This window comes from Wolbachia endosymbiont (group A) of Lypha dubia, from assembly GCF_964028575.1.
In the GTDB taxonomy this organism is placed as follows: Bacteria; Pseudomonadota; Alphaproteobacteria; order Rickettsiales; family Anaplasmataceae; genus Wolbachia; species Wolbachia pipientis.
Genome location: NZ_OZ034796.1, coordinates 1,397,646 through 1,422,245 on the forward strand (window position 1 = coordinate 1,397,646; position 24,600 = coordinate 1,422,245).

Here is a 24,600-nt window from a genome sequence, read left to right on the forward strand (position 1 = left end):
AAATTCAAGCATATTCCCTCTTTAACATAACCCTACTCATAGCTAGGTATATGAAATTCTCAGTGGATGTTGTGAGTAAATCATACTCCTTCGATAGCCTTCTATTCCTATTAACCCAAGCAAAAGTCCTTTCTACAACCCATCTTCTTGGCTGTACTTTAAACCCTTGTTCTCTTGTTGGTAGTAGCTCAGGTGGCGTATCTTTGTGCACCCAAAATCTACATGGAGGCCTTTTAACAATTTCAATATCTATGTCATATTCTTCCTTTATGTGATTCTTTAAATTTCTTCCTTGGTATCCCATGTCAGCCCACATTTTTTTAACTTTAGTATATTTTGTTCTCATATTGTTTAATGCTATTTTAATACCATCTCTATCATTTTCGTTAGCAGCGCCTACGTAACAACCTAGTATAAAACCCTGAGTGTCTGTAATTATATGCCTTTTTCTACCCTTTACTTTTTTACTTCCATCATAGCCTTTGATCCCCCCTTTTCTGTAGTCTTTACAGATTGACTATCTACTATACAGGCACTCGGCTGCTCATTCCTTCCTATTTTTCTTCTACTATATTTTGTAATTTCATAATTCATTTTCTCAAAAATTCCCTGCTTCTTCCATTGCCTGAACTGCTCATACACAGTCTTCCATAGCGGAAAATCATTTGGTAAATACCGCCATTGACACCCTGTACGCAATACATAGAAAATTGCTTCTAATATTTCTCTTTTGCTATACTTTGGCGGCCTTCCTCCTTTCTTGTATGATACTCTGAAGTGTTTTTCTATTCTTGCCCATTCCCTTTCGCTTAGATCTGTTGGATACTTTTTTCTCATCTTTACCCCGTACTAAAATTTCAGATATTATAGCCTTTTACTTGTTTCCGGACAACCTCTAACTTTAAAATCATAGAAAATACTGTCGAAAAAGCTTGTTCGTGTAAAACTCAACACAATGGATTTTCTGAAAAGTTTTCGAGTATATTGCATTTTTAATTTGTAAGATAAGATCTTTTCCTTTTTGCATGCCTCACCTAAAAAAGACACATTTTAAACTTTTTTGTTGCAATAAAATAGAAACAAAAGTGCTGTCCCTTGCACTCTTTGGATAATTTAATGATAAAAAATTTGGAGAGAAATTTTATACACTATCGCTGATATTTTTCCTTAAGTTGACGCCATTGCCTGAACGGATACATGACAAATCTATCGTTTATCAAATCGTCGGTAAGCCTAAAGCTATAGCCATTAAGCACGATAAAGAAAATCATTCATAATCGCTATAGCAACTAGTGTAGACACTTGACGTTCCTTGTGATTTGATAAATAGAGGTTTTTATCTGACTTCACAACAAGGGCTTCTGGATGACTTTGAAAGTGAACATTACCATGCTTATCTTCAATAGCCTCTATTACCCCCTCACTGGAAAATGCTGCAACTTTATATCCAAGTGACTCCAATTTTCTTCTATTTTCTGGTGTATTACCTACTGCTCCTGAATGAGCATCTGGAAAATATGTTGAAAACCAGCCATTTTCATTAGGTATTAGGAATTTGGCTACTACTTCTGCTAAACGACTATTTGGAACGATCTTTATCTGCTGGAGAGGTACATCCTCTTTCTGTGGATTAGGTGCTGATTTTAAATGAGATCTTTGCTTCTCTTCATCACTCACAACACTCACTACTTCAATTCCCTTTGCATTCATTATGCCTTCACATATGCCAAGTAAATGAATTGCAGGGTTATCATCAACTATTTTTACAATTGCTTCAGTAACAAGCTGGCGATAAGGAGTGGGTGCTGAATGTAAATTATCCGGAATAAATATCCTATTTATTTTGTGCTCTTTAATGAATTGTGCAACTTCAACTTTTATTCGGTCTAATGTTAGCTTTTTTGCCAATGTTTTATCTTGTTTTGCGAGATTAAGTGACTCTGTCTGAATTTTTTTAAGGCTAATTATCTTATTATAATCAATCAGTACAGTCTTAACCACAAAGTTATTAAACATCTCATAGATATTTTGAGATAGCCCAAGTTCATGTGCTTCTTCCGTTTTCAACAAACCAACAACTACGTCATTATTTACTGTATTTTCTGCCGTCAAGACAGTTGACACTGGTTCTTCTTTTCTGGTTACATGTTGAGATGCCGGTTTTTCACTAACGCCAGCATAAGTAATATTGCTTAATAATAGAACTATAATTAATAAGATATTAAATATTCTGCTATAATATCTATACATATAGTTTACCCTCTCAACACTTATATCAATATCATAACATATTATAGAACGTTTTACAACAAAAAGGTAAATTTGGTAAGAAAGAGAAGGTGGCCTGAGCAGGAATCGAACCAGCGACACAAGGATTTTCAGTCCTTTGCTCTACCAACTGAGCTATCAGGCCAACTGTATACTTTTATTTTTAGATAAAAAATGTTATTATGTCTATCAAAAGTTTTTAAAGTAGTTTATAAAAATAAAGGATGAACATTAATGACAAAATAGGAATCTACCCTGGCACATTTGACCCTATAACTTTTGGGCATATTGACATAATCAAAAGAGCGTGTAAACTAGTCGATAAATTAATAATAGGAGTTGCAGAAAACGTTAATAAGCATACTGCCTTTGACACAAAGCTACGCACAAGCATGGCTGAAAATGAAATCAAAGGACTAGGAATTGATGCAGATGTTATATCTTTTAATGGGTTGCTAGTGAAGTTTGCCAAAGAGCAGAATGCTTCTGTTATTATTAGAGGATTAAGAGCAGTGTCGGATTTTGATTACGAGTTTCAAATGAGTTGGGTAAATTATAAACTTCTTCCTGAAATCGAAACCATATTTCTTCCTGCTTCTGAAGATACTCAATTTATCTCATCAAGCTTTGTAAAGGAAATAGCAAGATTAGGAGAAGATGTTAGCAAATTTGTATCAAAAGGTGTTCAAAACGAATTGATTAACCTGAATAGGATAAAAAATGGAGAATAGTGCTTGTTGTTTTTTATTTCTGAATGGGTATATTCAATATATAAAATGTTATAAGCTAAAGGAGCAGCATGTCAAAAGTGAGGGTTAATAATAGAAAAGTTTGTTGTCATGGTGATGAGAATGATGAGGGTTCTGGCCATCCATTAATATATTTAGATATGGGAGAAGAAGAGGAAATAGCCTGCCCTTATTGTGAAAAGACGTTTGTCCATGACTGTACTGTGGAAGCGGTTGGGGAGCTGACTAGGGATGAGCTCTAATGGCACTTCTGCAGACTTAGCTTATGTAAATAGCAATAAGAGGGGCAGTAAAAATGAAACTGTCCATACGGTCGAGCACTCCCCCATGGCCAGGTATCATATTTCCACTATCTTTAACACCGTAAGCTCTTTTAACAAGCGACTCAGTGAAATCGCCAAGTTGCGCTAGAATAGCAATTGCAAGGCCAATGATTGGAGAATAAAAAATTGAAAATAGACCAAAAAATATTGATCCAAAAATTGTACACACTACTCCAGCTAAAATCGCACCAAGAAGTCCTGTCCAAGTTTTTCCAGGGCTAAGAATTGGGCAAATTTTAGCTCCACCAAAATTCTTACCAAATAGGTAGGCAGTAACGTCAATTCCCCAAATGGTTAAGACGAACCATACTAATGCGTATTTTCCCTGTGGTAGATTATATAAATATATTAATGAGGCGCTTGGTAGTGCAATCAATAATAATGCAAAAACGTATAAAATTTTATTTCCTTGGGTTAGATTATACCATTCAAAAGAAGATAAAACTGCTATTGAAAAAATCAATAGGTAAAACGATAAATCACTAAAATATGTAGCAAAGGAAAATATGAATAATATTACTATTGAGGACAACATTCTAATTATAAAATTATTATCTACCATATTTTTTCTCTCTTTTTGTATAATCTTCTAATGCTTTACTCAAATCTTGACAAGAAAAATCAGGCCATAAAGTATCACAAAAATACAATTCAGCATAAGCTGCTTGCCATAATAAAAAGTTGCTTAACCTTTTTTCGCCGCCAGTGCGAATTAATAAATCCAATTTTGGCAAATCTTTAGTATACAGAAATTTTTCAAATTCCTCTTCTGATACATAAGCAATATTTTCTTTTATAATATTGCTTATAGCTTGTGTAATTTCTTGCTTTGCTCCGTAACTGACTGCCACAGTGAGTAATAAACCATCGTTCTTATGTGTCATTTCTTCTGCTTTTTTAATTTGATCCAATATTTTACTGGATAACAGACTTAAATTGCCAATAAAATTCAACTTAATGTTACAGTTGCAAATGAAATTGACTTTATCTTCATTAGTTAAAACGGAGTAAAATAAATCAAATAGACAGTCAGTTTCGTTTTTGGGTCTAAGCCAATTCTCCATAGAGAATGCATACAAAGTTAAGTAGGGTATGGTTAGGTCCGTACAATACTTGGCAATATCGTATGCAACTTCACTGCCCTTTTTATAACCATCAATTTTTACTCTTCCTTGATTGTTTGCCCATCTACCATTACCATCCATAATAATTGCTAAATGTTTCGGTAAAGATTCTTGATTCAACATTTAAATTTAACCTAATTTTGACTTGAGTGAAATTTTTTGGATTTCAATGGACACCTGGAAGGTGTCAGCTACTTGCATGACAGGAAGAGAGTTACTGTAGTGACACCAATAGTTGATACTTGAATGCAAAATTGGTGTCATCCCAGTGCTCCGACACTGGGATCCAGGAAATTTGATTTCAAACAAGTGCATCAGATAGTTGTATAGTAAAGACTGGATTCCAGTGTCAAGCACTGGAATGACATCATTTGCTATGTAAGCTTTCTCCATATCATTTAGTGATTCAGTATATCCTTTTCTTTGATGGACAATTCACCATCAATTTTTTTTATATTATTATCAGTAATATTTTGTATTTCCTTTTTAGCACCATGAAAATCATCTTCTGAGATTTCTTTATTTTCCTTCATTTTTTCTGTTTCTTCCATAATATCTCTACGTATATTTCTAATGGCAATCCGTGCATTTTCAGCAAACTGATGCAATAATTTCACTAATTTTTCACGGGTTTCTTGTGTCAAGTCCGGAAGAGCTATACGTATGGTGCTACCTTCGACAACAGGATTTAAATTCAGGTTAGCATTTAATATAGCGTTTTTCACTTCACCTACAACACTAATGTCCCAAACTTTAATTGATAGGGTTTTGTTATCTATAACCGAAACACCTGCAACCTGATTTAACTTTTGATGTCCACCATAGATATTTACAACTATACCATCAAGCAACGATGCGCTAGCTCTACCAGTGCGTACGCCTTTAATATCATCATGAAAGGACTGAATAGTTTTTAGCATTCTTTCTTTTGTTTTAGCTTTTATTTCATTTAACATAAATTACCTAATGTTTACAATCTGAAACTATAGTATAAGTACCTTGACCCTTAATAATATTGACTATTTTTTCTCCCTTCAAAGAAAAAACTATAATGGGAATAGAATTCTCACGAGCAAGTGAAATTGCTGATGCATCCATAACTTTTAAATCACGAGTCAACAAATCCGTGTAAGAAAGCTTATCATACATTACAGCATCCTCATTTTTTTTCGGATCAGCGGAGTATACACCACTTACTTGCGTACCCTTTAGAATAACATCACAATTCATTTCAACAGCACGTAAAGCCGCAGCTGTATCTGTAGTAAAAAATGGGTTGCCTGTGCCTGCTGCAAAAATTACCACTCTACCTTTTTCTAAATGACGAATAGCTTTCCTTCTTATGTAAGGCTCACATACAGTGGCCATGGGTATTGCAGATAATACCCTCGAAGCTACTAAATTTTTTTCTAAAAAGTTTTGTAAAATTAAAGCATTGATTATAGTTGCAAGCATTCCAATATAATCACTGCTTGCTCTTTCACAACCACTTAAAGACGCAGATGTGCCACGAAAGATATTACCACCACCAACAACAATACATACCTGAACTCCAAGATTACAAACTTCAACTATGCCTTTAGATAACTCACCTATAGTCTCCATATCGTGACCAAATTGCTTTGATCCCATCAAAGCCTCACCAGAGATTTTAAATAACACTCTGGAATATTTTATTTCGCTTTTTTCATTTGTTGAGGGAAACATTTTTTACCATTTAGTTTGCACCACCCAAAACAAGTAACTTGTAATTAGAGAGTTTAACAGCACTCAACTCGCTTGATTTTATAAAATCAGAAACTTTCATTTTATCATCCTTTATGAACTTTTGTTCTAGTAAAACAACTTCTTCATAGTACTTAGCCATTCGTCCATCTACTATTTTTTTTGCTACTTCTTCAGGTTTATTTAAGCCCCTCACTTGCTCTTCAATTATAGAACGTTCATTTTTCAACTTCATTTGATCTAAATCATCTATAGACAAAGCTTCAGGCTTCATAGCAACTACATGCATAGCTATTTGTTTCCCAATCTCTTGTAGCTTCGCCTTATCACCAGATGATTGCAATGCAATTAAAGCACCAATCTTACCTAAGCCACACACATCACCATGTACGTAGCCAGCAATAACTCCATCCTTAGCTTCTAAGTAACAAAGCTTGCTTAACTCTAGCTTCTCACCAAGAACTGACGTACCATTCATAATAGCTTCCTGCACTGTGCCAATGCTTTCATACTTGGCATTTTTTAACTCATCAACGCTAGTACAGCGTTCTTGATGAGCAATTGATGCTAAATTTGAAACTAACTCTATAAATTTCTCATTCCTTGCAACAAAATCTGTTTCGCAATTGAGTTCAACCAATGCACCATAATTTTCAGTCAAACACATAGCAACGAGTCCATCTGAAGCTATTCTATCAGATTTTTTGTCAGCTTTAGCAAGACCTATTGTACGTAACTTATCAACGGCTTTCTTGATGTCACCATCACATTCTTCCAATGCTTTTTTACAGTCACTTAAGCCAAGCCCTGTTCTATCACGTAATTCTCTTATATCATCTGGATTCATCTTCATTTGTTACTACCTCCCTTTCTTCTTCTTTGTAAACTTTACTACGTCTCCTTTTAGTTTGCACAATACCATCTTCTTTTTCTTGAATAAACTCATCACCCCTTATATCATCAATCTTAACTCCAGATTTTGCTAGAGTAGACTCTATTCCAGCTAATATAGAGTCGGTAGCTAATTTACAATAGAGCTCTATTGATTTTCTTGAGTCATCATTTCCAGGTATTAGATAAGTAATACCATCTGGATCAGAATTAGTATCAAGTATTGCAACTATTGGAATTCCTAACTTCTTAGCCTCCTTAACCGCTATATGCTCTTTATTAGTATCAATGATGAATAAGATATCAGGAATTGCTCCCATTTCTCTAATACCGCCAAGCGCCTTATCAAGCTTTTGCTTTTTCTTTTCAATGTTTCCCAATTCTTTCTTTGTTAAAATGCTATCCTCGTCATTTAATATTTTCTCATATTGCATCAAGGTTTTTATCGAAGAAGAAACAGTGCCCCAATTAGTAAGCATACCACCAAGCCAACGATGATTCACATAATATTGACCACAACGAATCGCTTCACTTGCAATAATATCAAAAGCTTGAAACTTTGTACCAACAAATAGAATGCGACCACCTTGAAATGCAACGTCATATAAAGCCTTCATGGCCACCTGTAGCAATGGTAGTGTTTTTCGCAAATCAATTATATGTATACGATTTTCTTGATGCACTCCATATATGTATGGAGCCATTTTTGCGTTCCAGCGACTAATTTTGTGACCAAAATGTACACCAGATTCAGCTAAATCACGCACAGTGACTTTAGGCAAATTTGTCATATATCATTCCTCCAAATAGTTTATCTTCCATGGCATAACCCTAATGGGACTACTTGTACAAGCCATGTGTGAAATTAAATTATTTACATAGTAATAGAAAAGACAGCAAAGCGCAAACAAAAAATATTGACAAAGGGCAACATGTTTATTAGCTTTAAAGTTGAAGCCCGAAAACGCTAAAAAGAAATTAGGGGGGTGTAGCTCAGTTGGTTAGAGCGCATGCCTGTCACGCATGAGGTCGTGAGTTCAAGTCTCATCACTCCCGCCATATTAGTTTTAGCATAACTTAGAATTCGCAGTATTATTGCCGGTATTGAGAAACGCCTTCACCAAACTTGACATGGCATGGTATTGTAATTAATACTTAAATAGGTTTGTTTTTATCATTAACAATTAGGATTAAATATGCTCATTTCTGAAGTTTTTGCAGCAGATGCAACTAGCAATACATCAAGTATCGGCGCATCTTTTGCTAGTTTTACTCCATTGATTTTAATATTTGTGGTATTTTATTTTCTCATTATTCGCCCGCAACAAAAAAAACTAAAAGAACATAGAAAGATGATAGATCAAATAAAACGTGGTGATACAGTCATTACTTCTGGTGGAATAATAGGTGAAGTTAACAAGGTTGATGGAGCAAATGCACAATTTATAATAGAAATAGCACCAAAAGTCGAGATAAAAGTCCTAAAGTCCGCTATATCTGAGGTTTTAAGCAAAGAAACTCAAAAAGTAGCAGCTAAACCAATTAAAAAGGTAAAATCGAAAGAATGATAAAAAGAATATAAATCAACCAGTAATAAAGGCAAAAATGCTTAACATGTTTAGAAAAAAGTTTGTTTGGTGATCCATTTGTGTGCGGAATATTTGGTGTAGTAAGTAGTGGTGATTCAGTAATACCAACCTTACTAACTGGGTTACAAAAATTGGAATATAGGGGATATGATTCCTCAGGTATAGCAATCATAAATAACGAAGGTAAGATAGAAGTCAAAAAATCAGAAGGTAAAGTCGAAAGGTTATGTGAAGTTGTTGATGACAGCAAGATGTCTCACAGTACAGTTGGTATAGCACATACTCGCTGGGCTACACATGGAGTCCCAGGCCTTAAAAATGCTCACCCCATTCGTACAAATAACGTTGTTGTTGCTCATAACGGCATAATTGAGAATTACAATCTGCTAAAAAAGGGCCTAGAAGAAAGGGGCATGTCATTCCATACTGACACTGACACAGAGATCATACCAAACATGCTAACCTTATATCTCGATGAAGGATTGTCGCCAGTTGATTCTCTATTTAAGTGTTTAAACAACCTACACGGCTCATTTGCCTTGGTCTTATTATTTGCAGAATATCCAGACGCCTTATTTGTTGCGAAGAGAAATTTGCCTTTAGCAATAGGCTATAACTGTAACACAGTGTTTGCTGCATCTGACTCTAATGCTTTAAGTGCATTTGTGGAAAGAATATCGCATTTGGAAGATGATGACATTGCAGTGATAAAATCTAGTGGAGTTAGTATATACAACAATGGTACACAAGTTAAACGCAGTATAGAAAATAGTAGTCCAAGTGATTTTCTAATTAGCAAAAATGGTTACCCTAGCTTCATGCTAAAGGAGATTTTTGAGCAACCGCGTGCATTAAACAAAACAATAAATCAATTTTACAAGCAATATAAAGAGGTAATATTTGCTAACAAAAAATTGTTTTCTGAGCTGAGTTACATTACTATAGTTGGATGCGGGTCATCTTATTTTGCTGGGCTAATAGCAAAGTATTGGCTGGAAAATGTCGCTCAAGTTCGAGTATATCTAGAAACCTCATCAGAATTTAGGTATAGCAACGTCAAGCTGGAAGAAGGCAGCATTGGGTTATTTATCTCTCAATCTGGCGAAACTGCAGATACCATAGAAGCGCTGCGTTATGCGAAATCACAGAAGCAAACAATCATAAGTATAACTAATACATTTAGCAGCAGCATTGAAAAGATCTCAGATATTGTGTTACATACTCTTGCTGGGCCAGAAATTGGTGTTGCTTCAACAAAAACCTTTTCTGCGCAACTTGCAACTTTAGCATGCTTTGCCGTGGAGCTTGGAAAAATAAAAGGTATACTGGGTGGAGAGAGAATAAAACAGCTAAGCAACGCTATTAACTCTATTCCCAAGTATGTTGAGCATGTTTTAAATGTGATGAAAATACAACATATATCAGGCAGCATATTAGAACACAATAACGTTATTTTAATTGGCAGAGGAAGTTCATACGGAGTTGCAATGGAAGGTGCATTGAAGATAAAAGAGCTTTCATACATCAATACAATTGGTATTGCAGCGGGAGAAATGAAGCACGGTTCTATTGCTTTAATAGACTCTACTGTGCTTGTTATAGCAATTATCCCTTATGATGATTTATTCTTTAAAACGCTATCTAATATACAAGAGATTATTGCAAGAAAAGGCAAAGTAATTGCCTTCAGTGATAAACAAGGAGCGCCATTCCTAAGGGGAGTTTGCGCAGATGTGGTGCAACTTCCAGACACTGATAATTTTATCTCTCCAATCATCTACAGTGTTGCTATGCAATTCCTTGCTTACTTTACTGCAGCAAAAAAAGGGTTAGATGCAGATTGTCCAAGAAATTTAGCTAAGTCTGTCACGGTTGAGTAGTCCATTTAAAGTTAAAGCTAAACTTCTAATAAGGTAACCAGACTGCATTCTGTGATTTTTAGCAAAACACGATACACAATCGTCATTCCGCTACTAATTAGCGGAATCTATGCCGAGATACCGCGGCGGTATGACGGTTCGCGGTGGTATGACGGTTAAGTAATTCGTCATCCCGCTGCTTGTTAGCGGGATCTAGAGATACCGCGGCGGTATGACGGTTCGCGGCGGCATAGCTATCTTCAAAAATATGGTTGAATAATTGTTAATAATAGTGTATAATTATTAATATTTTTAAGCACTTTGGCTATGGCTTTATCTAAGTTTCTCGACCCTAAGCTGGATTTAACCTTCAAAAAAATATTTGGCACTGAAAAAAATAAGAATATTCTCATACATTTTTTGAATGATATTTTAGGGTTTACTGAGATAAATACTATACAAGAAGTGGAATTCCTCAGTACTATAATGGATCCTGAAATTGCCTCTGATAAGCAAAGTATAGTTGATGTTCTTTGCAGGGACTCTAGTGGGGCTAGGTATGTGATTGAAATGCAGCTCACTCGCGATAAAGGCTTCGAAAAACGAGCTCAACTATATGCTGCTAAGGCTTACTCAAGGCAAGCTGATAAATCTGGTAAGTACATTGATTTAAAGAAGGTTTTCTTTATTGCTATCTCTAATTGTAATTTATTTCCTGATAAGCTTGATTATATATCCAGCCACACTATAAGAGATGAGAAAACCAATGAGCATGACTTAAAAGATTTTCAATTTGTATTTATTGAACTACCTAAATTTCCTAAGAATAAGGAAGAACAGCTAGAAAGCATAGTGGATCGTTGGTTATTTTTCTTCAAATATGCAGATGAAACTACGGAAGAAGACTTAAGGAAAATAGCAGAAAAAGCACCAATAATAAAGTTAGCCTACGATGAATTAGACAGGTTTAGCTGGAATGAAAAAGATTTAGTAGCTTATGAAGAAAGAATAATGGATCTACGGAAAGAAGAAGCCATTCTTGAATACAGACTTGACCTTGCTACTGAAAAAGGCATCCAAATTGGCGAAGAAAGAGGCATCAAAATCGGTAAAGAGGAAGGGAAAATTGAAGGAAAAATCGAAGGAAAAATCGAAGTCGCAAAAGCAATGCTGGCTAACAATGTTGATGTCAACACTATTGTCAAATTTACTGGCCTTTCTATTAGTGAGATTGAAGAATTAAGTGTGAACGGTTACTAATTAAGAACTTTAATTATCAATCATAAATCACTGAATTTCGCTAGTAAATTTGTTGCCATTGTCCATATTGCACAATTGTATATAAGATATAGTATAACAATAGTGTCCGTTCAGCTAATACCAATTCCCACTGCACAATAAACGGATAGATAACAATGGAAAAAAAGCCATACTATTGCCTTTCTTTCTCACTCCACAATTAAATAACTCTACAATATCGCTTATTTGATTCACTAATAATGAGAATTGGTATAACTTTGCTATTTTTCTCTCTAGATTCTTGCAAAGTTCTACAAGATTAACCACATTACCTCACGGTTTCTCTATGATTATTTTTTTAGATTACTTGTTTACCTTATTTGCCGTTCTCCTGAACGAATATACATAAGCTATAAAAACTATCTAATAGCTACCCAAAACCCTTATTTCCCACTCAAGTTCAACATTAAATTTATCCTTTACTGCATCTTTTACTTTGTTGCCAAGGTTTTCCAAGTCAGATGCAGTTGCATTATCGTAATTGAGCAAGAAGTTACAATGTTTCTGAGAGATTCTAGCTCCACCAATATTTAACCCTAGGCAGCCAGATTTATCAATTAACTCCCATGCTCGGTAGTTTTTTGGATTTTTGAATATGCACCCAGCAGTTTTTCCTCTTATTGGCTGGCTTTTATTTTTCCTCTCAATAACTTCCTTTAACCTTTGCAGTATAAGCTCATACTCTGAGTTTACTCCTTTAAACTCAGCTTCAACAAAAATCCAATTTCCTTTTAGGCTATGTCCACGGTAAAAATACCCCATTTCTTCGCTGGAGAACTCATATAGGTTTCCATCCTCTAGATTCACTGCTTTTATGGATTGTACAACACTTGCGATATCACTACCATATGCACCTGCATTCATTTCTATTCCGCCACCAACTGTTCCTGGAATTCCAACTAGAAACTCCAACCCACTAATCTGCTGATTTCCCGCAAAGTGAGCAAGGTTGCTGAGCAGCACAGCTCCCCCAGCTACAATAGAGTTGTTACCCTTACTTTTAATATATGCAAACTCCTTACCTAATTTTACTGTTATTCCTCGAATGCCACTATCTCGCACTATTATGTTGGATGTTGCACCAATAACGCTAACTGGCAGTTCAGTATTTTTAATCAAGTATGTTAAATCTTCAATATCACATGGTTTAAATAATACATCAGCTCGTCCACCAACATTTAACCACGTCGCTTTAGACATTAAGACATCATAACGATAGATTCCACGTACTTTAGGTAAGCTTATAAGCATTTTGATTTCAACTCTAATCCTGCATCCATACCCATTTTCTCCGCATCTTCTATAAATGAAGTGCGCTCAGTGAAGTATATATTTTTTCCACTTGCTAACATACAACGAAGGTGTAGCATATTTTCGCTCACATATTCAGCCAAAGCTGCAAGTGGTGTAAAACATGAACCATTCACTGTCTTCATAAAACTGCGCTCTGATTTCACTCCTATAAAAGACATATTATTATTAATTTTCTCTAAAAGATCGATAATTTTTACATCATTCCTTCTACATTGAATACAAACCGCCCCCTGCCCCACTGCACTTAACATAACTTTTGGTGGCAATACCTCTGTAATCAAGTGATGTTTTTCTAATCTTATGAGTCCTGCTTCAGCTAGAATTATTCCATCAAAACTTTGATTTTGCAATCTGGTTGTTACATTTCCACGTAGCGGTACTATATTTAAATCTGGTCTAACATTTAACAACTGAACTTTTCTTCTTATTGAAGAAGTGGCAATAGTAGCCTGCTGTGGCAAAGACTCAAGGCTATTGTGTTTATGAGAAATAAACGCATCGCATGAACTTAGCCTTTCTAAAACACAAGGAATTGTTAAACCCCCTGAGAAAAACGCAGGCATATCTTTTAGCGAATGAACTGCCATGTCTATATTATTTTCGAGCAATTCAGTCTCAATTTCTTTAATGAATAATCCTTTGCCTCCTATTTCAGCAAGATTTGCGTTTGCATACTTATCTCCAGAAGTTTTTATTTTAACAATTTCAATAGATAAGTTAGGAAAAGAATCCAGCAACTTTTGTTTTGCTTCCAAAGCCTGGGCAACTGCAAGCTTGCTTCCTCTGGTACCTATTTTGACTAGCATGTGTACGACTGTTTGAATACCAAACTTTAACCTAATTAATTACTTAAACACTTTGGTAGCGTGTATCGCATGAACCTCGGTTACCCTCTCTCTGATGTCATTCAAGTACTTGGATCCAGTTTAATTCATCATATGAGCCTTTGCATTTATTGTACTTTAACTTAAAACCAAAAGCAACTTTGACTTTACAAAATAATAACCTTTTATATGCATAAATAAGCTTACTGGATTCTAGTACTTGCATGACAAGGTATAAACCTTATCGTCATACCACCGCGAACCGTCATACCGTCACGGTATCTCTAGATCCCGCTAACACGTAGCGGGATGACGAATTATTTAACCGTCATACCGCGATTCATTCGCGGTATCTCTAGATCCCGCTAACAAGCAGCGGGATGACGGTTGTCGTTTAGCTATAAATATTAAAAAATTTACCAAGCGAAAAAAAAGGCAAAAGAAGCCCCGTGGTTGGCTAGTTACTTACATTATACTTTCAAGTATGGCGTTTTTTTATTCTAAACGTCTAATAACCACGACTCAGCTGCTTTTAAGCTGCAACTAATCTAAATTATAAACATTAAGAAATTTACTAAACAGAAAAAAAGGCAAAAGAAACCCTAGGGTAGCTAGTTATTCACTATCCATCTTTTAAGTTGGCGTTTTTTAATGTTTTAAATGCTTTATAAGCGTATTTCAGCTTGTGTAGGTAAAAACCTAGAAATTTGATAAAGACATAGAGTGCACATAGTGCAAAAAATTAAACATGAGACGCCAGATACGTTGAGTTTTTTTGTCATTTAATCTGTACAGAGAAGATAAATAAATAGCTTCGTTTTCATGATAAGGGAGCTGGCGAGGCTTGTCAAGGAATTTTTATGACTTAGTGTCACACGCTGGAATGACATTTGGGAGTTGTTGTCCACTTCTAAATGATAAGAGCCTCAATGAATTTATTAGTTTATTACATGTCTCTTTTCATGTATAAATCTATAGAAAGTTTTATACGGAAGTTGTTTTATGAGCAAAATTATAGAAATCAGAGCACCAAAAACTCTTGGTGGTGAGTCAGTTACGGAAGGTATAGTAAAAATAAAGAAGGGTATTGGAGAAGCAGTAAAAGTAGATGACTTGATCTTTGAAATTGAAACTGACAAAACAGCACTCGAATTAACTGCAGAAGCTTCGGGGCAAATAACTGAATTTCTTGTAAAGGAAGATGATGTAATAAGTCCTGATCAATTGTTAGCGAAGCTTTCCGTGGGAGAAGTAAAAGAGGAAGCGAGAAAAGAAGATAAAAGCGAAAGTGCTGCTAAAAAAGATGCTCCATCAGCTCGTAAAATTATGGAAGAAAATGCAATCAGTGCAGAAAGCGTCAAAGGAACTGGCATGGGAGGCAGAATAACAAAAGCAGATGTGATAGGCCATATGAACAAAGCAGAACAGCCTGCAATAAAACAATATGAATTGCCAAAAAGTATAGTAAGTGGAGAGCAAAGAGAGGAACGAGTAAAAATGAGCAAAATAAGGCAAGTAATTGCCGCTCGTTTGAAAGCGTCGCAAAATACTGCTGCGATACTGACCACGTTCAATGAAATTGACATGAAAAATGTCATGGATCTAAGAGCGAAATATAAGGACGCCTTTGAAAAAAAATATGGAATAAAACTTGGTTTTATGTCGTTTTTTATAAAGGCAGCGGTGCAAGCACTGAAAGAGATTCCTGAAATTAACGCTGAAATCTCAGGCGATGAAATCATATATAAACATTACTATGACATAGGTGTTGCTGTTGGCACTGACAAAGGCCTTGTTGTACCTGTTATTCGGAGTGCCGATCAGATGTCATTTGCAGAAATTGAGTTGACTTTAGTTGCTCTTGGCAAAAAAGCTCGCGAGGGTAAATTACAAGTATCAGAAATGGAAGGTGCAACATTTACCATCTCAAACGGCGGAGTATACGGTTCGCTTCTTTCCACTCCGATAATAAATCCTCCGCAATCTGGAATACTTGGAATGCATTCAATACAAAACAGGCCAGTTGCTGTGGGCAACTCAATTGAGATCAGACCTATGATGTACATTGCCCTCTCTTACGACCACAGAATAGTTGACGGCAAAGGAGCAGTAACTTTCCTCGTTAAAATAAAAAATTATATAGAAGATCCAAACAGGTTAGTTTTGGAAGTGTGATTATAAAATAAGTGATTATTAATCTAGTGTTGCTAAAAGCCTAAATATCATCTAGCTCTGCCAGCAGTTTAGCAACTTCCGGATGATCAGGGCCATAATGTTTCTTAAAGATGGATGAAGCCCGTGCAAACAACTCCTTTTGTTTCTTATGGTTACCTAGAGCACCATAGGCGTCGCTTAGGTTTATCAGTAGTGTAGCAACTTCCGGGTGATCAGGGCCATAATGTTTTTCAAGAATAGGCAAGGCCTGTTCAAACAGCTCCTTTTGTTTCTCGTGGTCACCTAAGTCCCCATGAGAGATGCCGAGGCTTATTAGTATAATAGCAATTTCTGGATGATCAGGGCCATAATGTTTCTTAAAAACAGGTAAAGCCCGTTTAAGCAACTCTTGATTTTTCTTATGTTTACCTAAAATGCCATAAGTAATGCCAAGGGTTACCAGTAGTTTAGCAACTTCCGGGTGATCAGGGCCATAGTGTTTTTCAAAAATAGGTAAAGCACGTTCAAGCAACTCTCTTGCTTTCTGAGAACTACCTAAAGCATTATGAGCAATACCAAGATTTACCAGCAGTATAGCAACTTCGAAATGGTCAGACCTGTAATGTTTCCTTTTGATTGCTAAAGCCCGTTCAAGTAACCTCTTTCTTTTCTTATGATAACCTAGACCCCCATAAATGACACCTAAGTTTGACAACAGTTTAGCAAATTCAAGATGGTCAGGACCGTAATGTTTCTCAAAAATAGGTAAAGCCCGTTCAGACAGCTCCTTTGCTTTCTGAAGATCACCCAAAGCATAACAAACAAGACCGAGGTTTGCCCGTAGTTTAGCAACTTCGAAATGATCAAGTCCATAATGTTTCTCTTGAATTGCTAAAGCTTGCTCAAACAACTTTTTTGCTCTCCGGGGATTATCTAAATTCTCATAAGCGTGGCCAAGGTTTGTCAGTATGACAGCAACTTTAGGATGATCAGAGCCATAATGTTTCTCAAAAATAGGTAAAGCCCATTCAAACAACTTTTTTGCTTTATGAGGATTACCCGAATCCTCATAAGCGTTACCAAGGTTTGTCAGTGCAACAGCAACTTTAGGACAATCAGAACCATAATATTTCTCAAGAATAGGTAAAGCCCATTCAAACAACTCTTTTGCGTTCCGAGGATTGTCTAAAGCATTATAAGCAATACCAAGACTTACCAGCAGTGTAGCAATTTCATAATCAGGGATAAAATGCCTCTGAAGAATAGGTAAAATCCATTCGATCAACTCCTTTTGTCTTTTAGGGTTACCTAAATCAGAGTATCCATCATTAATCCACATTAACAAATCTAAAAGATAATCCTTTTCTATTGTTTGCTTTTCTGAAGAATTTTTTTCTAGCAAATTATCCATGTGTGATAAAAATGCTTCTAAATGTGGTAATAATTGTCGTTTCTTAGCATAATCTTCTAGTTTATCACTGTGGTAAGGAAAACCCTTTTGTAATAGTTGAAAAACAGTCTTTATGTCTTCTTTAGTTTTTCCACTTTTCTCTGACTTTAGCCTTATAACTTCTTGAACCAAGCTGTGTATTAACATACTATGATCTTTTTTGGTAGTTAACATGGAGTAACTTATTAATATTCCAAACGCTTCATGGAAAGTTTCTAAGGAAGGATTATTTTCTTGATTATCAGCAAAGATTTCTAGTAAAGATTGAGGAATAGGACTACCATCTAAGTAAGCACAAGCAGTAAGCCAGTTAGCTGCCAATAAGGATTCTTTTTTTATTGCTTCTACTGTGATGTCCCATGTAACATACACTATTGCTGCAGTCTCTCTATTAGCGTCGGCTGGAAATGTTTCAAGCAATGTTTCATCAGATAATAAAGCTCGTTTTCTATCGTTATATAATTTCAAATAGTCTGAAATATTTATACCTGTTTTCTTTATATAAGCGCTTGCTTGGGCTAAAGGTAAATGACCTAATGTCTTTGCTAATGCATCCACTTGAATTATATCTAGCTTTGTTCCTTCCACTTCTAGTATCTTACAAATGTAGCTCCTTGATTCTCCAGGTTCAAAAACATCAACAGAAATAGTGTTCTGTGGTTGTGGCCAGCCAAATGTATAACGAGAAGTTAATAATATCTTTCCTCCTTCTATAGGAAGTAAATCTGCTATATCTTTGTAGTTAGGAGCGTTATCGCATATCAGTAGCCACCCAGCACGTTCAGGGTGTTCTAGCCAATACTTAACATGCTTGGCGTGATCTTCTTCACGAACGTTTTCTCTGTAACCATGAATAACGTTTAGTCCACGTCCTAACTTGATGTACTCGTTAATTAAAGTATTTCTATCTCGTGTATCAAGCCAAATTATCCATCTATATTTTTGGAGCTTACTCCAAATAAATTCTAATGCTAATTGTGTTTTACCTATTCCACCTATTCCATGACAAGCAACTAGTGTTGCTGTATCATTAGCTTTCAGGCATTCTTCTATTTTATCTAGCAGCGCTTCTCTGCCGACAAAGTTATAATTTCGAAGAGGGACTTGCCAAAATTCAGGTAGATCTTCCTTAAGTTTGAGACTATAAAGATGTTCTATGGCTTCCTTAAAATAATTGTCTTTTCTTGTTAGATAAGAAACTTCGCTACCCTGTTGTTCCCACCATTTTTCTACCTTCCCGCGTGCAAAGTCAAAAACCATGTCAATGTTTTTCTTGCCTGATATTTTGTATATACTCCCTATTTCTTTCTTAATAATATCATCTAATTTTGAATGATTAGGTTGATTAACTATAGTATTTTCTAAAATGAATGATAAATTTCCATTATGGTATTACCAACCAAAAGTTGTAAGTCTGTATATTTATGCATTAAAGGTCTGAGGCGGCTTTTGATGGTATTCCAACAATGCTCTATAGGGTTCAAATCTGGTGAATATGTTGGTAGATAGAGCAAACGGCATCTAGCATTATCTATTAACTCCTTTGTTTTGGGAGTTTTATGGAATGTGGCATTGTCCATAACTATTGTAGTACCATGTGGCAATTTAGGTAATAACATCTTCTCTAACCATGTATTGAATACCTCTTTGTCACACCCACCTTTGAAAGTCATTGGTGCAATAAATCTCTTTCCAATCCACCCGCCTATTATACTGATTCTCTCTCGTTTTCTTCCTGGAATATCTGCATAAATTTTCTTTCCTATTGGAGCACGTCCATACTCTCGGTATAACCTATTATCAACTCCTGCTTCATCTATATATAAGATGCTGGAATGGTCTATTTTTGAGATTTTATCGGTAAATCGCTGCCTATCTTCTTGATTGCGCTCTTGATATAGTGTAACTTTTTTTTAAAGTAATTCTTAGCTGTTTCAGCCTATACCAAATTGAATTTATTCCAAATCCAAGATTTTGTTTCATCTCTGCCAGCGTATGATCTGGATTCTTTTTAACATATTCTTCGAGTATTTTTGGGTCTATTTTTCGAATAAAGCTGCCGTTTTTCGATGGCCTTAGGCTTTCACCAGCGGCTTTCTTTCTTAACCAGCGGTACAGAGTTGCTATTCCTATCTCCAAAAGCTCTGCCACCTCAACCTTTGACTTCCCTTTTTCTATCATCGATACTGCCCTTTCCCTTAAATCCACACTATACGCCATTATAACTCAAATAGCTTATTATACCTTTATCATTTACTTTGGGAAGTACTATACAAACCTTATTCTAAGTAAAAAATCTTCTATTTCATCTTCACTGCCGCAACTGAAGTATTTTTTCAGTTCAATATGATTTTTTATTTTGTAGCACGTTCCTCTGTGACCTTCATAAATACTTAAAATGTTATCATCTGTTAACTTTGACTCTTCCAGATACTCCTCTAATGTTTCTACTTTGCCTTGCTTTTCTGTACCTTTTTTTAAGTTCACATTAACATTAGCATGAATGACAAGTGTAATATCACTGTTCTTATACTCAGGGTTTTGCTTAATCTCAGGATGAGATTCAAAATATTTGTTTAACCCGAAATCCTCTTTCTGTCGCTTTCTATTGTTTCCATCAATAAACAAATCTTCAAAAGTAATATTCGCTGATGAACTAGGGTCGTTACGGTGTTTAGCTTGAACCAAGATAATTCTCGATTTGTTCTTCTGATCTTTATACTCAAAAAAAATATCATCAAAGGCTCCAAAACCTTCTATGTTTGATGCTAACCAAAAGTCAATTTTACTACTTAACCCATAAAGTAGATACAGCATTAATAATTTTACTTCATACTTGCAACCATGATCACCTGTTGATGTGCCATCTCTCTTCTTAAATATACGATTACTAAGTATTTCAGACTGTTTATTTTCTACATTCATACCCTACTAAACCTACGAATAACTTCTTTCTATAAAAAATTAAAGTCACCAAGTGCCTAAGATAATGCAACAGATTCTTTAATATTTCAATAACAGTGCCTGCAAGAACAGGGTTGGAAGTGTTCCTTTGTTTATTACCTTAGTATATGAATAAGGATTCCCCGAATCTAATATGTAATTGCTGTAGGCTGCATTTAGTAATATAATCTCATATTAAATAAGACGTTACTTAAGTTTATGCTAGATTCTCCGCTAATTTTGACAGCCATTCTTATATTTTTCATTTTTACGTTGTCATTCTTTTTTATAAGAAAGATATTTGGTTCCACAAACAAGAAGATAATAAAATCCTTTAGGAAAATTGTTCAGCAAATAAATGCATTAGAAACAGAAATGCAGAGTTTATCTGATGAGGAGCTTGCTGGTAAAACTGAAGAATTCAAACAAGAATTGAAAAATGGGAAAACGTTAAATGATCTTCTCGTACCTGCATTTGCAGTTGTGCGTGAAGCCTCTCGAAGGTTTCTTAACATGAGGCACTTTGATGTTCAACTGATTGGTGGAATGGTGCTCCACAATGGTATGATATCAGAAATGAAAACAGGAGAGGGAAAGACACTCGTTGCAACTTTAGCAGCATATCTAAATTCCTTAGAAGGGAAAGGCGTACACGTCGTAACTGTTAATGACTACCTTGCAAAACGAGACACAGAGTGGATGAGCAAATTATATAATTCTCTTGGGGTTTCTGTTGCGTTTATTACGAATAACTTGACAGACGAAGAGAGGAAAGAGGCTTACAGTGCAGATATCGTGTATTCCACAAATAACGAGCTTGCCTTTGATTACCTGCGAGACAATATGAAATTTTCTCAAGAAGACATGGTTCAGAGAGGCTTTCACTACGGAATAGTTGATGAAGTGGACTCAATACTCATTGATGAAGCTCGCACTCCGCTTATTATTTCTGGCCCGGTTGAGGAAAACAATCAGATATATAAGCATATCAATAAAATAGTAACCAAATTAGTTGACTCTGATTATGAAGTAGATGAAAAAGGTAGAACGGTATTCTTGACTGAAGATGGTATTTCACGAGTGGAGGAACTACTAAGATCATACAATCTCATTCCTGAAAATTCCTCGCTCTATGATACTGACAGCATGATAATGACTCATTATATGGACCAAGCATTACGTGCACATAAGCTGTTCACTGCTGATAAAGATTATATAGTGAAAGATGGAAAGGTAGTGATTATTGATGAATTTACTGGGCGTATGATGGAGGGCAGGAGATATTCCGATGGTCTTCATCAGGCACTTGAAGCGAAGGAGAATCTTGAAATTCAGCATGAAAACCAAACTTTAGCATCGGTCACATTTCAGAATTACTTTCGTATGTACAATAAACTTTCCGGAATGACTGGAACAGCAGCAACAGAGGCAGAAGAGTTTCGTGATATATACAGATTAAATGTAGTAAAAATTCCAACCAATGTATCTGTAAAAAGAGTTGATATTGATGATGAAATTTACGGTACAGAAAAGGAAAAATTTAATGCTGTATTGAAGTTTATAGAAGAATGCCACAAACGCCTTCAACCGGTCCTTGTTGGCACGGTGAGCATCGAAAACTCTGAGAAGCTTTCTGCGCTTTTGCAAAGCCATTCTCTTAAGCATTCAGTATTGAATGCTCGTTATCATGAACAAGAGGCGTACATAATAGCGCAAGCTGGGGTGCCAGGTAGTGTCACTATAGCAACTAACATGGCAGGACGTGGAACTGATATTCAGCTTGGTGGAAATGCTGAAATGATCGCAAAGGTGGAGCTAAAGAAGATAAAAAATGCTGATGAAAGAGAAAAAAAATATCAAGAAATAGTTGAAAGAGTAAAAAAAGATAAGGAAATTGCTATAAAAGCTGGTGGTTTATGTGTGGTTGGAACCGAAAGACATGAAAGCAGGAGAATAGATGATCAATTACGTGGCCGTTCTGGCCGTCAGGGTGATCCTGGACTTTCTAAGTTCTTTTTATCGCTCGAAGATGACCTAATGAGAATATTTGGTTCTGATAGAATGAGAAGCTTTTTACAAAAAGTAGGGTTAAAGAATAACGAAGCTATTCATCATCCATGGATCAATAAGGCACTTGAGAAAGCGCAAAAGAAAGTTGAAGCTAGAAACTATGACGTGCGGAAATCTCTACTTAAGTTTGATGACGTAATCAATAACCAACGTAAAGTTATTTTTAAGCAGAGAAACAATATCTTAGGCAACGAAATTAATGATTTACTTGAAGTATATAGCGAAGTAAATGAGAGCGTAATAGAAGGTATAGTCCAAAGTGGCTATTATGAGGATTATATTGAAGATATAGTCAAAGAATTCCATACAAGGTATGGAATAACGCTTGATAAAGAAGATTTAGCAAAGTTTTTAAACAAACAAGAAGCTTTGGATTATATAAATGATAAGATACAAGAATTTTTTACTGAGAAAGAAAAATATTTCAACAGTCAGCACACTACAGATTTGTGGAATACGATCGTGAAGCAAATGATGATAATGACACTTGATCATTTATGGAGGGAACACCTTTCAGTTCTAGAGAGCCTAAGACAAAGCATAAGCCTACGTGCCATGGGGCAGAAAGATCCACTGAATGAATTTAAACGCGAAGCTTTCTTGATGTTTGAGTCAATGCTTGAAAAATGGAAGGAACTCACCATTCACCGCCTAGCGCACTTTAAGTTGGCAGATAACCAAGAGATAGGCAATAGGTTACATTCTGCTAGAAATAGCAGACTTCCCAAAGTCTCAAGAAACGACAAGTGCCCTTGTAATTCTGGAAAGAAGTACAAACACTGCCACGGCGCGGTTACTGTGGTGAATTAATAATTATGGTTGTACAGTTTGTTTATTTCCATCAACATTACTGCAGCTAACCTCACTTAGCTTACTGTTTAATGAATACTCTGATGACTTATATGTAACTCCATAGGTAATACTACCAACTATCAGTGCAGATGCTACAGTAATTCCAATTATTGCTAGTGCAGGTAATGCAGTGGCATAGGCAAGTACTAGTGGAACTACAACAGCAGATATAACACCAACAGTAATTCCTGCTGTTATAGCTTTAGGTCTATGAATAAATGATGGATCTGCACCATAATTTAGTAGAAGTTTTGCTACTTTTGGATGTTGATAATTTAGTCTTGGATATTCACCATGAGTGTAATAAACAGCATAATATAAAGGAGTCCTTCCGTCTTTATCTTGTACATCAACACCTGCCCCTCCTTTTAATAGAGCCTCTGCTATTTGTGTATACCCGTTCTCAGCAGTATAATGCAAAGGAGTTTTTCCATCTTTGCCTTGTAGATTAACATCTGCTCCTTTTTCTAGCAAAACTTCTACTACTTGTGTGTGCCCATGTCTGGCAGCATAATGCAAAGGAGTTCTTCCTTTTTTATCTTGCGCATTAACATCTGTCCTTCCTTCTTTTAGTAGGATTTCCACCATTTGTACATATCCACACTCAGCAGTATGATGCAAAGGAGTAAATCCACATCCATTTTGTACATTAGTAGCTCCTGCCCTTAACAGAAGCCTTACCATTTCTATCTTATTCCCAAGGTGAACAGCATAATCTAAGGGAGTGAATCCCTTTCGGTCCTGCATGCTAACGTCTGCTTTTTCTGCAAGTAAGATTTCCGCTACTTGTGTATGTCCGTGCTGAGCAGCACAATGCAAAGGAAAGCCGTCATTAATATCAAAACCATTTGCCACCAAATGCTCTGCTAATTTTGCACAATTAAATTTAGCTGCGAATTGTAGTAAATCACCACATGGAAATTTCTTTAGATCAAAATTATTTTTTTCCCACCGTTTAAGAAATTTTTCTATAGTTCCTAAATTTCTTTCATTGGACTTAGCCTCTATTTCAGCTTTTATTTTATCGGCTATATTATCCTTGTTCAGGTTTTGGCTACAATTGACTGCTATTAGTATTTGACCTAACCCCTGCATTTTTTTCTCCAAGATATAAAATTTTATTATGGCATATGAAGTGGATTATGTCAATGAAAACCTAAGAAACT

24 protein-coding genes, 2 tRNA genes and 1 pseudogene are annotated in these 24,600 nt (G+C 35.7%); 8 read left to right on the forward strand and 19 right to left on the reverse strand.

The window, feature by feature from the left end; translation table 11 throughout:
* Nucleotides 1–4: 4 nt before the first annotated feature.
* The 4 genes and pseudogenes from ABWU72_RS07010 to ABWU72_RS07020 all read right to left on the reverse strand — a co-directional run bounded on the left by ABWU72_RS07010 (nucleotide 5) and on the right by ABWU72_RS07020 (nucleotide 2,413).
* Nucleotides 5–837, reverse strand: a protein-coding gene (locus ABWU72_RS07010; protein WP_094189578.1) for an IS5-like element ISWpi1 family transposase whose coding sequence is annotated in 2 segments (ribosomal slippage) — nucleotides 5–468 and nucleotides 468–837 — 834 coding nt in all. Because the reading frame shifts where the segments join, the coding sequence is not laid out codon by codon here.
* Between the two features lie 59 nt (nucleotides 838–896).
* Nucleotides 897–1,027: pseudogene (locus ABWU72_RS08225) on the reverse strand (IS4 family transposase); the annotation flags it as partial.
* Nucleotides 1,028–1,248: 221 nt separating this feature from the next.
* Nucleotides 1,249–2,250, reverse strand: a complete 1,002-nt coding sequence (locus tag ABWU72_RS07015; RefSeq protein WP_174515982.1) for a gamma-glutamyl-gamma-aminobutyrate hydrolase family protein — start codon at nucleotides 2,248–2,250, stop codon at nucleotides 1,249–1,251.
* Nucleotides 2,251–2,340: 90 nt separating this feature from the next.
* Nucleotides 2,341–2,413: transfer RNA gene (locus tag ABWU72_RS07020), tRNA-Phe, on the reverse strand.
* 79 nt (nucleotides 2,414–2,492) lie between these two features.
* Between ABWU72_RS07020 and coaD the strand changes: the two genes are divergently transcribed.
* Together coaD and ABWU72_RS07030 are read left to right on the forward strand one after the other, a co-directional pair.
* Nucleotides 2,493–2,999: a pantetheine-phosphate adenylyltransferase gene (gene coaD, locus ABWU72_RS07025; protein ID WP_015589048.1), complete on the forward strand. Its 507-nt coding sequence runs from the start codon at nucleotides 2,493–2,495 to the stop codon at nucleotides 2,997–2,999.
* A gap of 68 nt (nucleotides 3,000–3,067) precedes the next feature.
* Nucleotides 3,068–3,259, forward strand: coding sequence for a zinc-finger domain-containing protein (locus ABWU72_RS07030; RefSeq protein ID WP_006279326.1), 192 nt, complete (start codon nucleotides 3,068–3,070; stop codon nucleotides 3,257–3,259).
* 16 nt (nucleotides 3,260–3,275) lie between these two features.
* On the opposite strand, the gene ABWU72_RS07035 is transcribed toward ABWU72_RS07030, so the two are convergent.
* Genes ABWU72_RS07035 through rpsB form a run of 7 tightly spaced genes read right to left on the reverse strand, consistent with a single transcriptional unit; the run spans nucleotide 3,276 to nucleotide 7,871 of the window.
* Complete coding sequence (locus ABWU72_RS07035; protein ID WP_015589049.1) at nucleotides 3,276–3,902, reverse strand: phosphatidate cytidylyltransferase; 627 nt, start codon at nucleotides 3,900–3,902, stop codon at nucleotides 3,276–3,278.
* Nucleotides 3,892–4,587, reverse strand: coding sequence for a polyprenyl diphosphate synthase (gene uppS / locus ABWU72_RS07040; protein ID WP_174515980.1), 696 nt, complete (start codon nucleotides 4,585–4,587; stop codon nucleotides 3,892–3,894). The genes ABWU72_RS07035 and uppS overlap by 11 nt, the downstream gene beginning before the upstream one ends.
* A 6-nt stretch (nucleotides 4,588–4,593) precedes the next feature.
* Nucleotides 4,594–4,857, reverse strand: coding sequence for a hypothetical protein (locus tag ABWU72_RS08230; protein WP_039964055.1), 264 nt, complete (start codon nucleotides 4,855–4,857; stop codon nucleotides 4,594–4,596).
* Nucleotides 4,858–4,862: 5 nt separating this feature from the next.
* On the reverse strand, nucleotides 4,863–5,420 hold the full coding sequence (frr, locus tag ABWU72_RS07050; RefSeq protein ID WP_155968563.1) for a ribosome recycling factor: 558 nt from the start codon (nucleotides 5,418–5,420) through the stop codon (nucleotides 4,863–4,865).
* Nucleotides 5,421–5,427: 7 nt separating this feature from the next.
* On the reverse strand, nucleotides 5,428–6,171 hold the full coding sequence (gene pyrH, locus ABWU72_RS07055) for a UMP kinase (RefSeq protein ID WP_155968561.1): 744 nt from the start codon (nucleotides 6,169–6,171) through the stop codon (nucleotides 5,428–5,430).
* A 10-nt stretch (nucleotides 6,172–6,181) separates the two neighbouring features.
* Nucleotides 6,182–7,042, reverse strand: coding sequence for a translation elongation factor Ts (tsf, locus tag ABWU72_RS07060; protein WP_155968559.1), 861 nt, complete (start codon nucleotides 7,040–7,042; stop codon nucleotides 6,182–6,184).
* Complete coding sequence (rpsB, locus tag ABWU72_RS07065) at nucleotides 7,023–7,871, reverse strand: 30S ribosomal protein S2 (protein ID WP_353284004.1); 849 nt, start codon at nucleotides 7,869–7,871, stop codon at nucleotides 7,023–7,025. Before rpsB ends, tsf begins: the two co-directional genes overlap by 20 nt.
* Before the next feature lie 191 nt (nucleotides 7,872–8,062).
* Here rpsB and ABWU72_RS07070 point away from each other — a divergent pair.
* The 4 genes from ABWU72_RS07070 (at nucleotide 8,063) to ABWU72_RS07085 (ending at nucleotide 11,788) form a co-directional block, all read left to right on the forward strand.
* Nucleotides 8,063–8,139: transfer RNA gene (locus tag ABWU72_RS07070), tRNA-Asp, on the forward strand.
* 137 nt (nucleotides 8,140–8,276) lie between these two features.
* Nucleotides 8,277–8,648: a preprotein translocase subunit YajC gene (gene yajC, locus ABWU72_RS07075; protein ID WP_155968557.1), complete on the forward strand. Its 372-nt coding sequence runs from the start codon at nucleotides 8,277–8,279 to the stop codon at nucleotides 8,646–8,648.
* A gap of 80 nt (nucleotides 8,649–8,728) precedes the next feature.
* Nucleotides 8,729–10,549, forward strand: a complete 1,821-nt coding sequence (glmS, locus tag ABWU72_RS07080; protein ID WP_155969556.1) for a glutamine--fructose-6-phosphate transaminase (isomerizing) — start codon at nucleotides 8,729–8,731, stop codon at nucleotides 10,547–10,549.
* 306 nt (nucleotides 10,550–10,855) lie between these two features.
* Nucleotides 10,856–11,788 (forward strand): Rpn family recombination-promoting nuclease/putative transposase, encoded by a 933-nt coding sequence (locus tag ABWU72_RS07085; protein ID WP_015589057.1) that lies wholly within the window; start codon nucleotides 10,856–10,858, stop codon nucleotides 11,786–11,788.
* A gap of 114 nt (nucleotides 11,789–11,902) precedes the next feature.
* Here ABWU72_RS07085 and ABWU72_RS07090 read toward each other — a convergent pair whose 3' ends face one another.
* The 3 genes from ABWU72_RS07090 to hemC form a co-directional block, all read right to left on the reverse strand.
* Entirely contained in the window at nucleotides 11,903–12,094 is a 192-nt protein-coding gene (locus tag ABWU72_RS07090) for a hypothetical protein (RefSeq protein ID WP_070356842.1), read from the reverse strand.
* Between the two features lie 96 nt (nucleotides 12,095–12,190).
* Nucleotides 12,191–13,078, reverse strand: a complete 888-nt coding sequence (murB, locus tag ABWU72_RS07095) for a UDP-N-acetylmuramate dehydrogenase (protein ID WP_174516061.1) — start codon at nucleotides 13,076–13,078, stop codon at nucleotides 12,191–12,193.
* Nucleotides 13,069–13,947, reverse strand: coding sequence for a hydroxymethylbilane synthase (gene hemC / locus ABWU72_RS07100; RefSeq protein WP_010962666.1), 879 nt, complete (start codon nucleotides 13,945–13,947; stop codon nucleotides 13,069–13,071). The genes murB and hemC overlap by 10 nt, the downstream gene beginning before the upstream one ends.
* A gap of 1,020 nt (nucleotides 13,948–14,967) precedes the next feature.
* Between hemC and odhB the strand changes: the two genes are divergently transcribed.
* Nucleotides 14,968–16,140, forward strand: coding sequence for a 2-oxoglutarate dehydrogenase complex dihydrolipoyllysine-residue succinyltransferase (gene odhB / locus ABWU72_RS07105; protein WP_155968569.1), 1,173 nt, complete (start codon nucleotides 14,968–14,970; stop codon nucleotides 16,138–16,140).
* A gap of 40 nt (nucleotides 16,141–16,180) precedes the next feature.
* On the opposite strand, the gene ABWU72_RS07110 is transcribed toward odhB, so the two are convergent.
* The 4 genes from ABWU72_RS07110 to ABWU72_RS07125 all read right to left on the reverse strand — a co-directional run bounded on the left by ABWU72_RS07110 (nucleotide 16,181) and on the right by ABWU72_RS07125 (nucleotide 20,494).
* Nucleotides 16,181–18,829 carry a tetratricopeptide repeat protein gene (locus tag ABWU72_RS07110; protein ID WP_353284005.1) on the reverse strand — a complete coding sequence of 883 codons (2,649 nt, stop codon included), beginning with the start codon at nucleotides 18,827–18,829 and terminating at the stop codon, nucleotides 16,181–16,183.
* A 101-nt stretch (nucleotides 18,830–18,930) separates the two neighbouring features.
* Complete coding sequence (locus ABWU72_RS07115; protein ID WP_155968340.1) at nucleotides 18,931–19,422, reverse strand: IS630 family transposase; 492 nt, start codon at nucleotides 19,420–19,422, stop codon at nucleotides 18,931–18,933.
* A gap of 19 nt (nucleotides 19,423–19,441) precedes the next feature.
* Nucleotides 19,442–19,789, reverse strand: coding sequence for an IS630 transposase-related protein (locus tag ABWU72_RS07120; protein ID WP_155968342.1), 348 nt, complete (start codon nucleotides 19,787–19,789; stop codon nucleotides 19,442–19,444).
* A gap of 48 nt (nucleotides 19,790–19,837) precedes the next feature.
* Nucleotides 19,838–20,494: a hypothetical protein gene (locus ABWU72_RS07125; RefSeq protein WP_353284006.1), complete on the reverse strand. Its 657-nt coding sequence runs from the start codon at nucleotides 20,492–20,494 to the stop codon at nucleotides 19,838–19,840.
* A 237-nt stretch (nucleotides 20,495–20,731) separates the two neighbouring features.
* On the opposite strand from ABWU72_RS07125, the gene secA reads away from it, so the two are divergent.
* Nucleotides 20,732–23,392, forward strand: coding sequence for a preprotein translocase subunit SecA (gene secA / locus ABWU72_RS07130; RefSeq protein WP_155968456.1), 2,661 nt, complete (start codon nucleotides 20,732–20,734; stop codon nucleotides 23,390–23,392).
* 3 nt (nucleotides 23,393–23,395) lie between these two features.
* On the opposite strand, the gene ABWU72_RS07135 is transcribed toward secA, so the two are convergent.
* A complete protein-coding gene (locus ABWU72_RS07135; RefSeq protein WP_155968458.1) occupies nucleotides 23,396–24,529 on the reverse strand; it encodes an ankyrin repeat domain-containing protein in 1,134 nt (377 codons plus the stop codon).
* Between the last annotated feature and the right edge of the window lie 71 nt (nucleotides 24,530–24,600).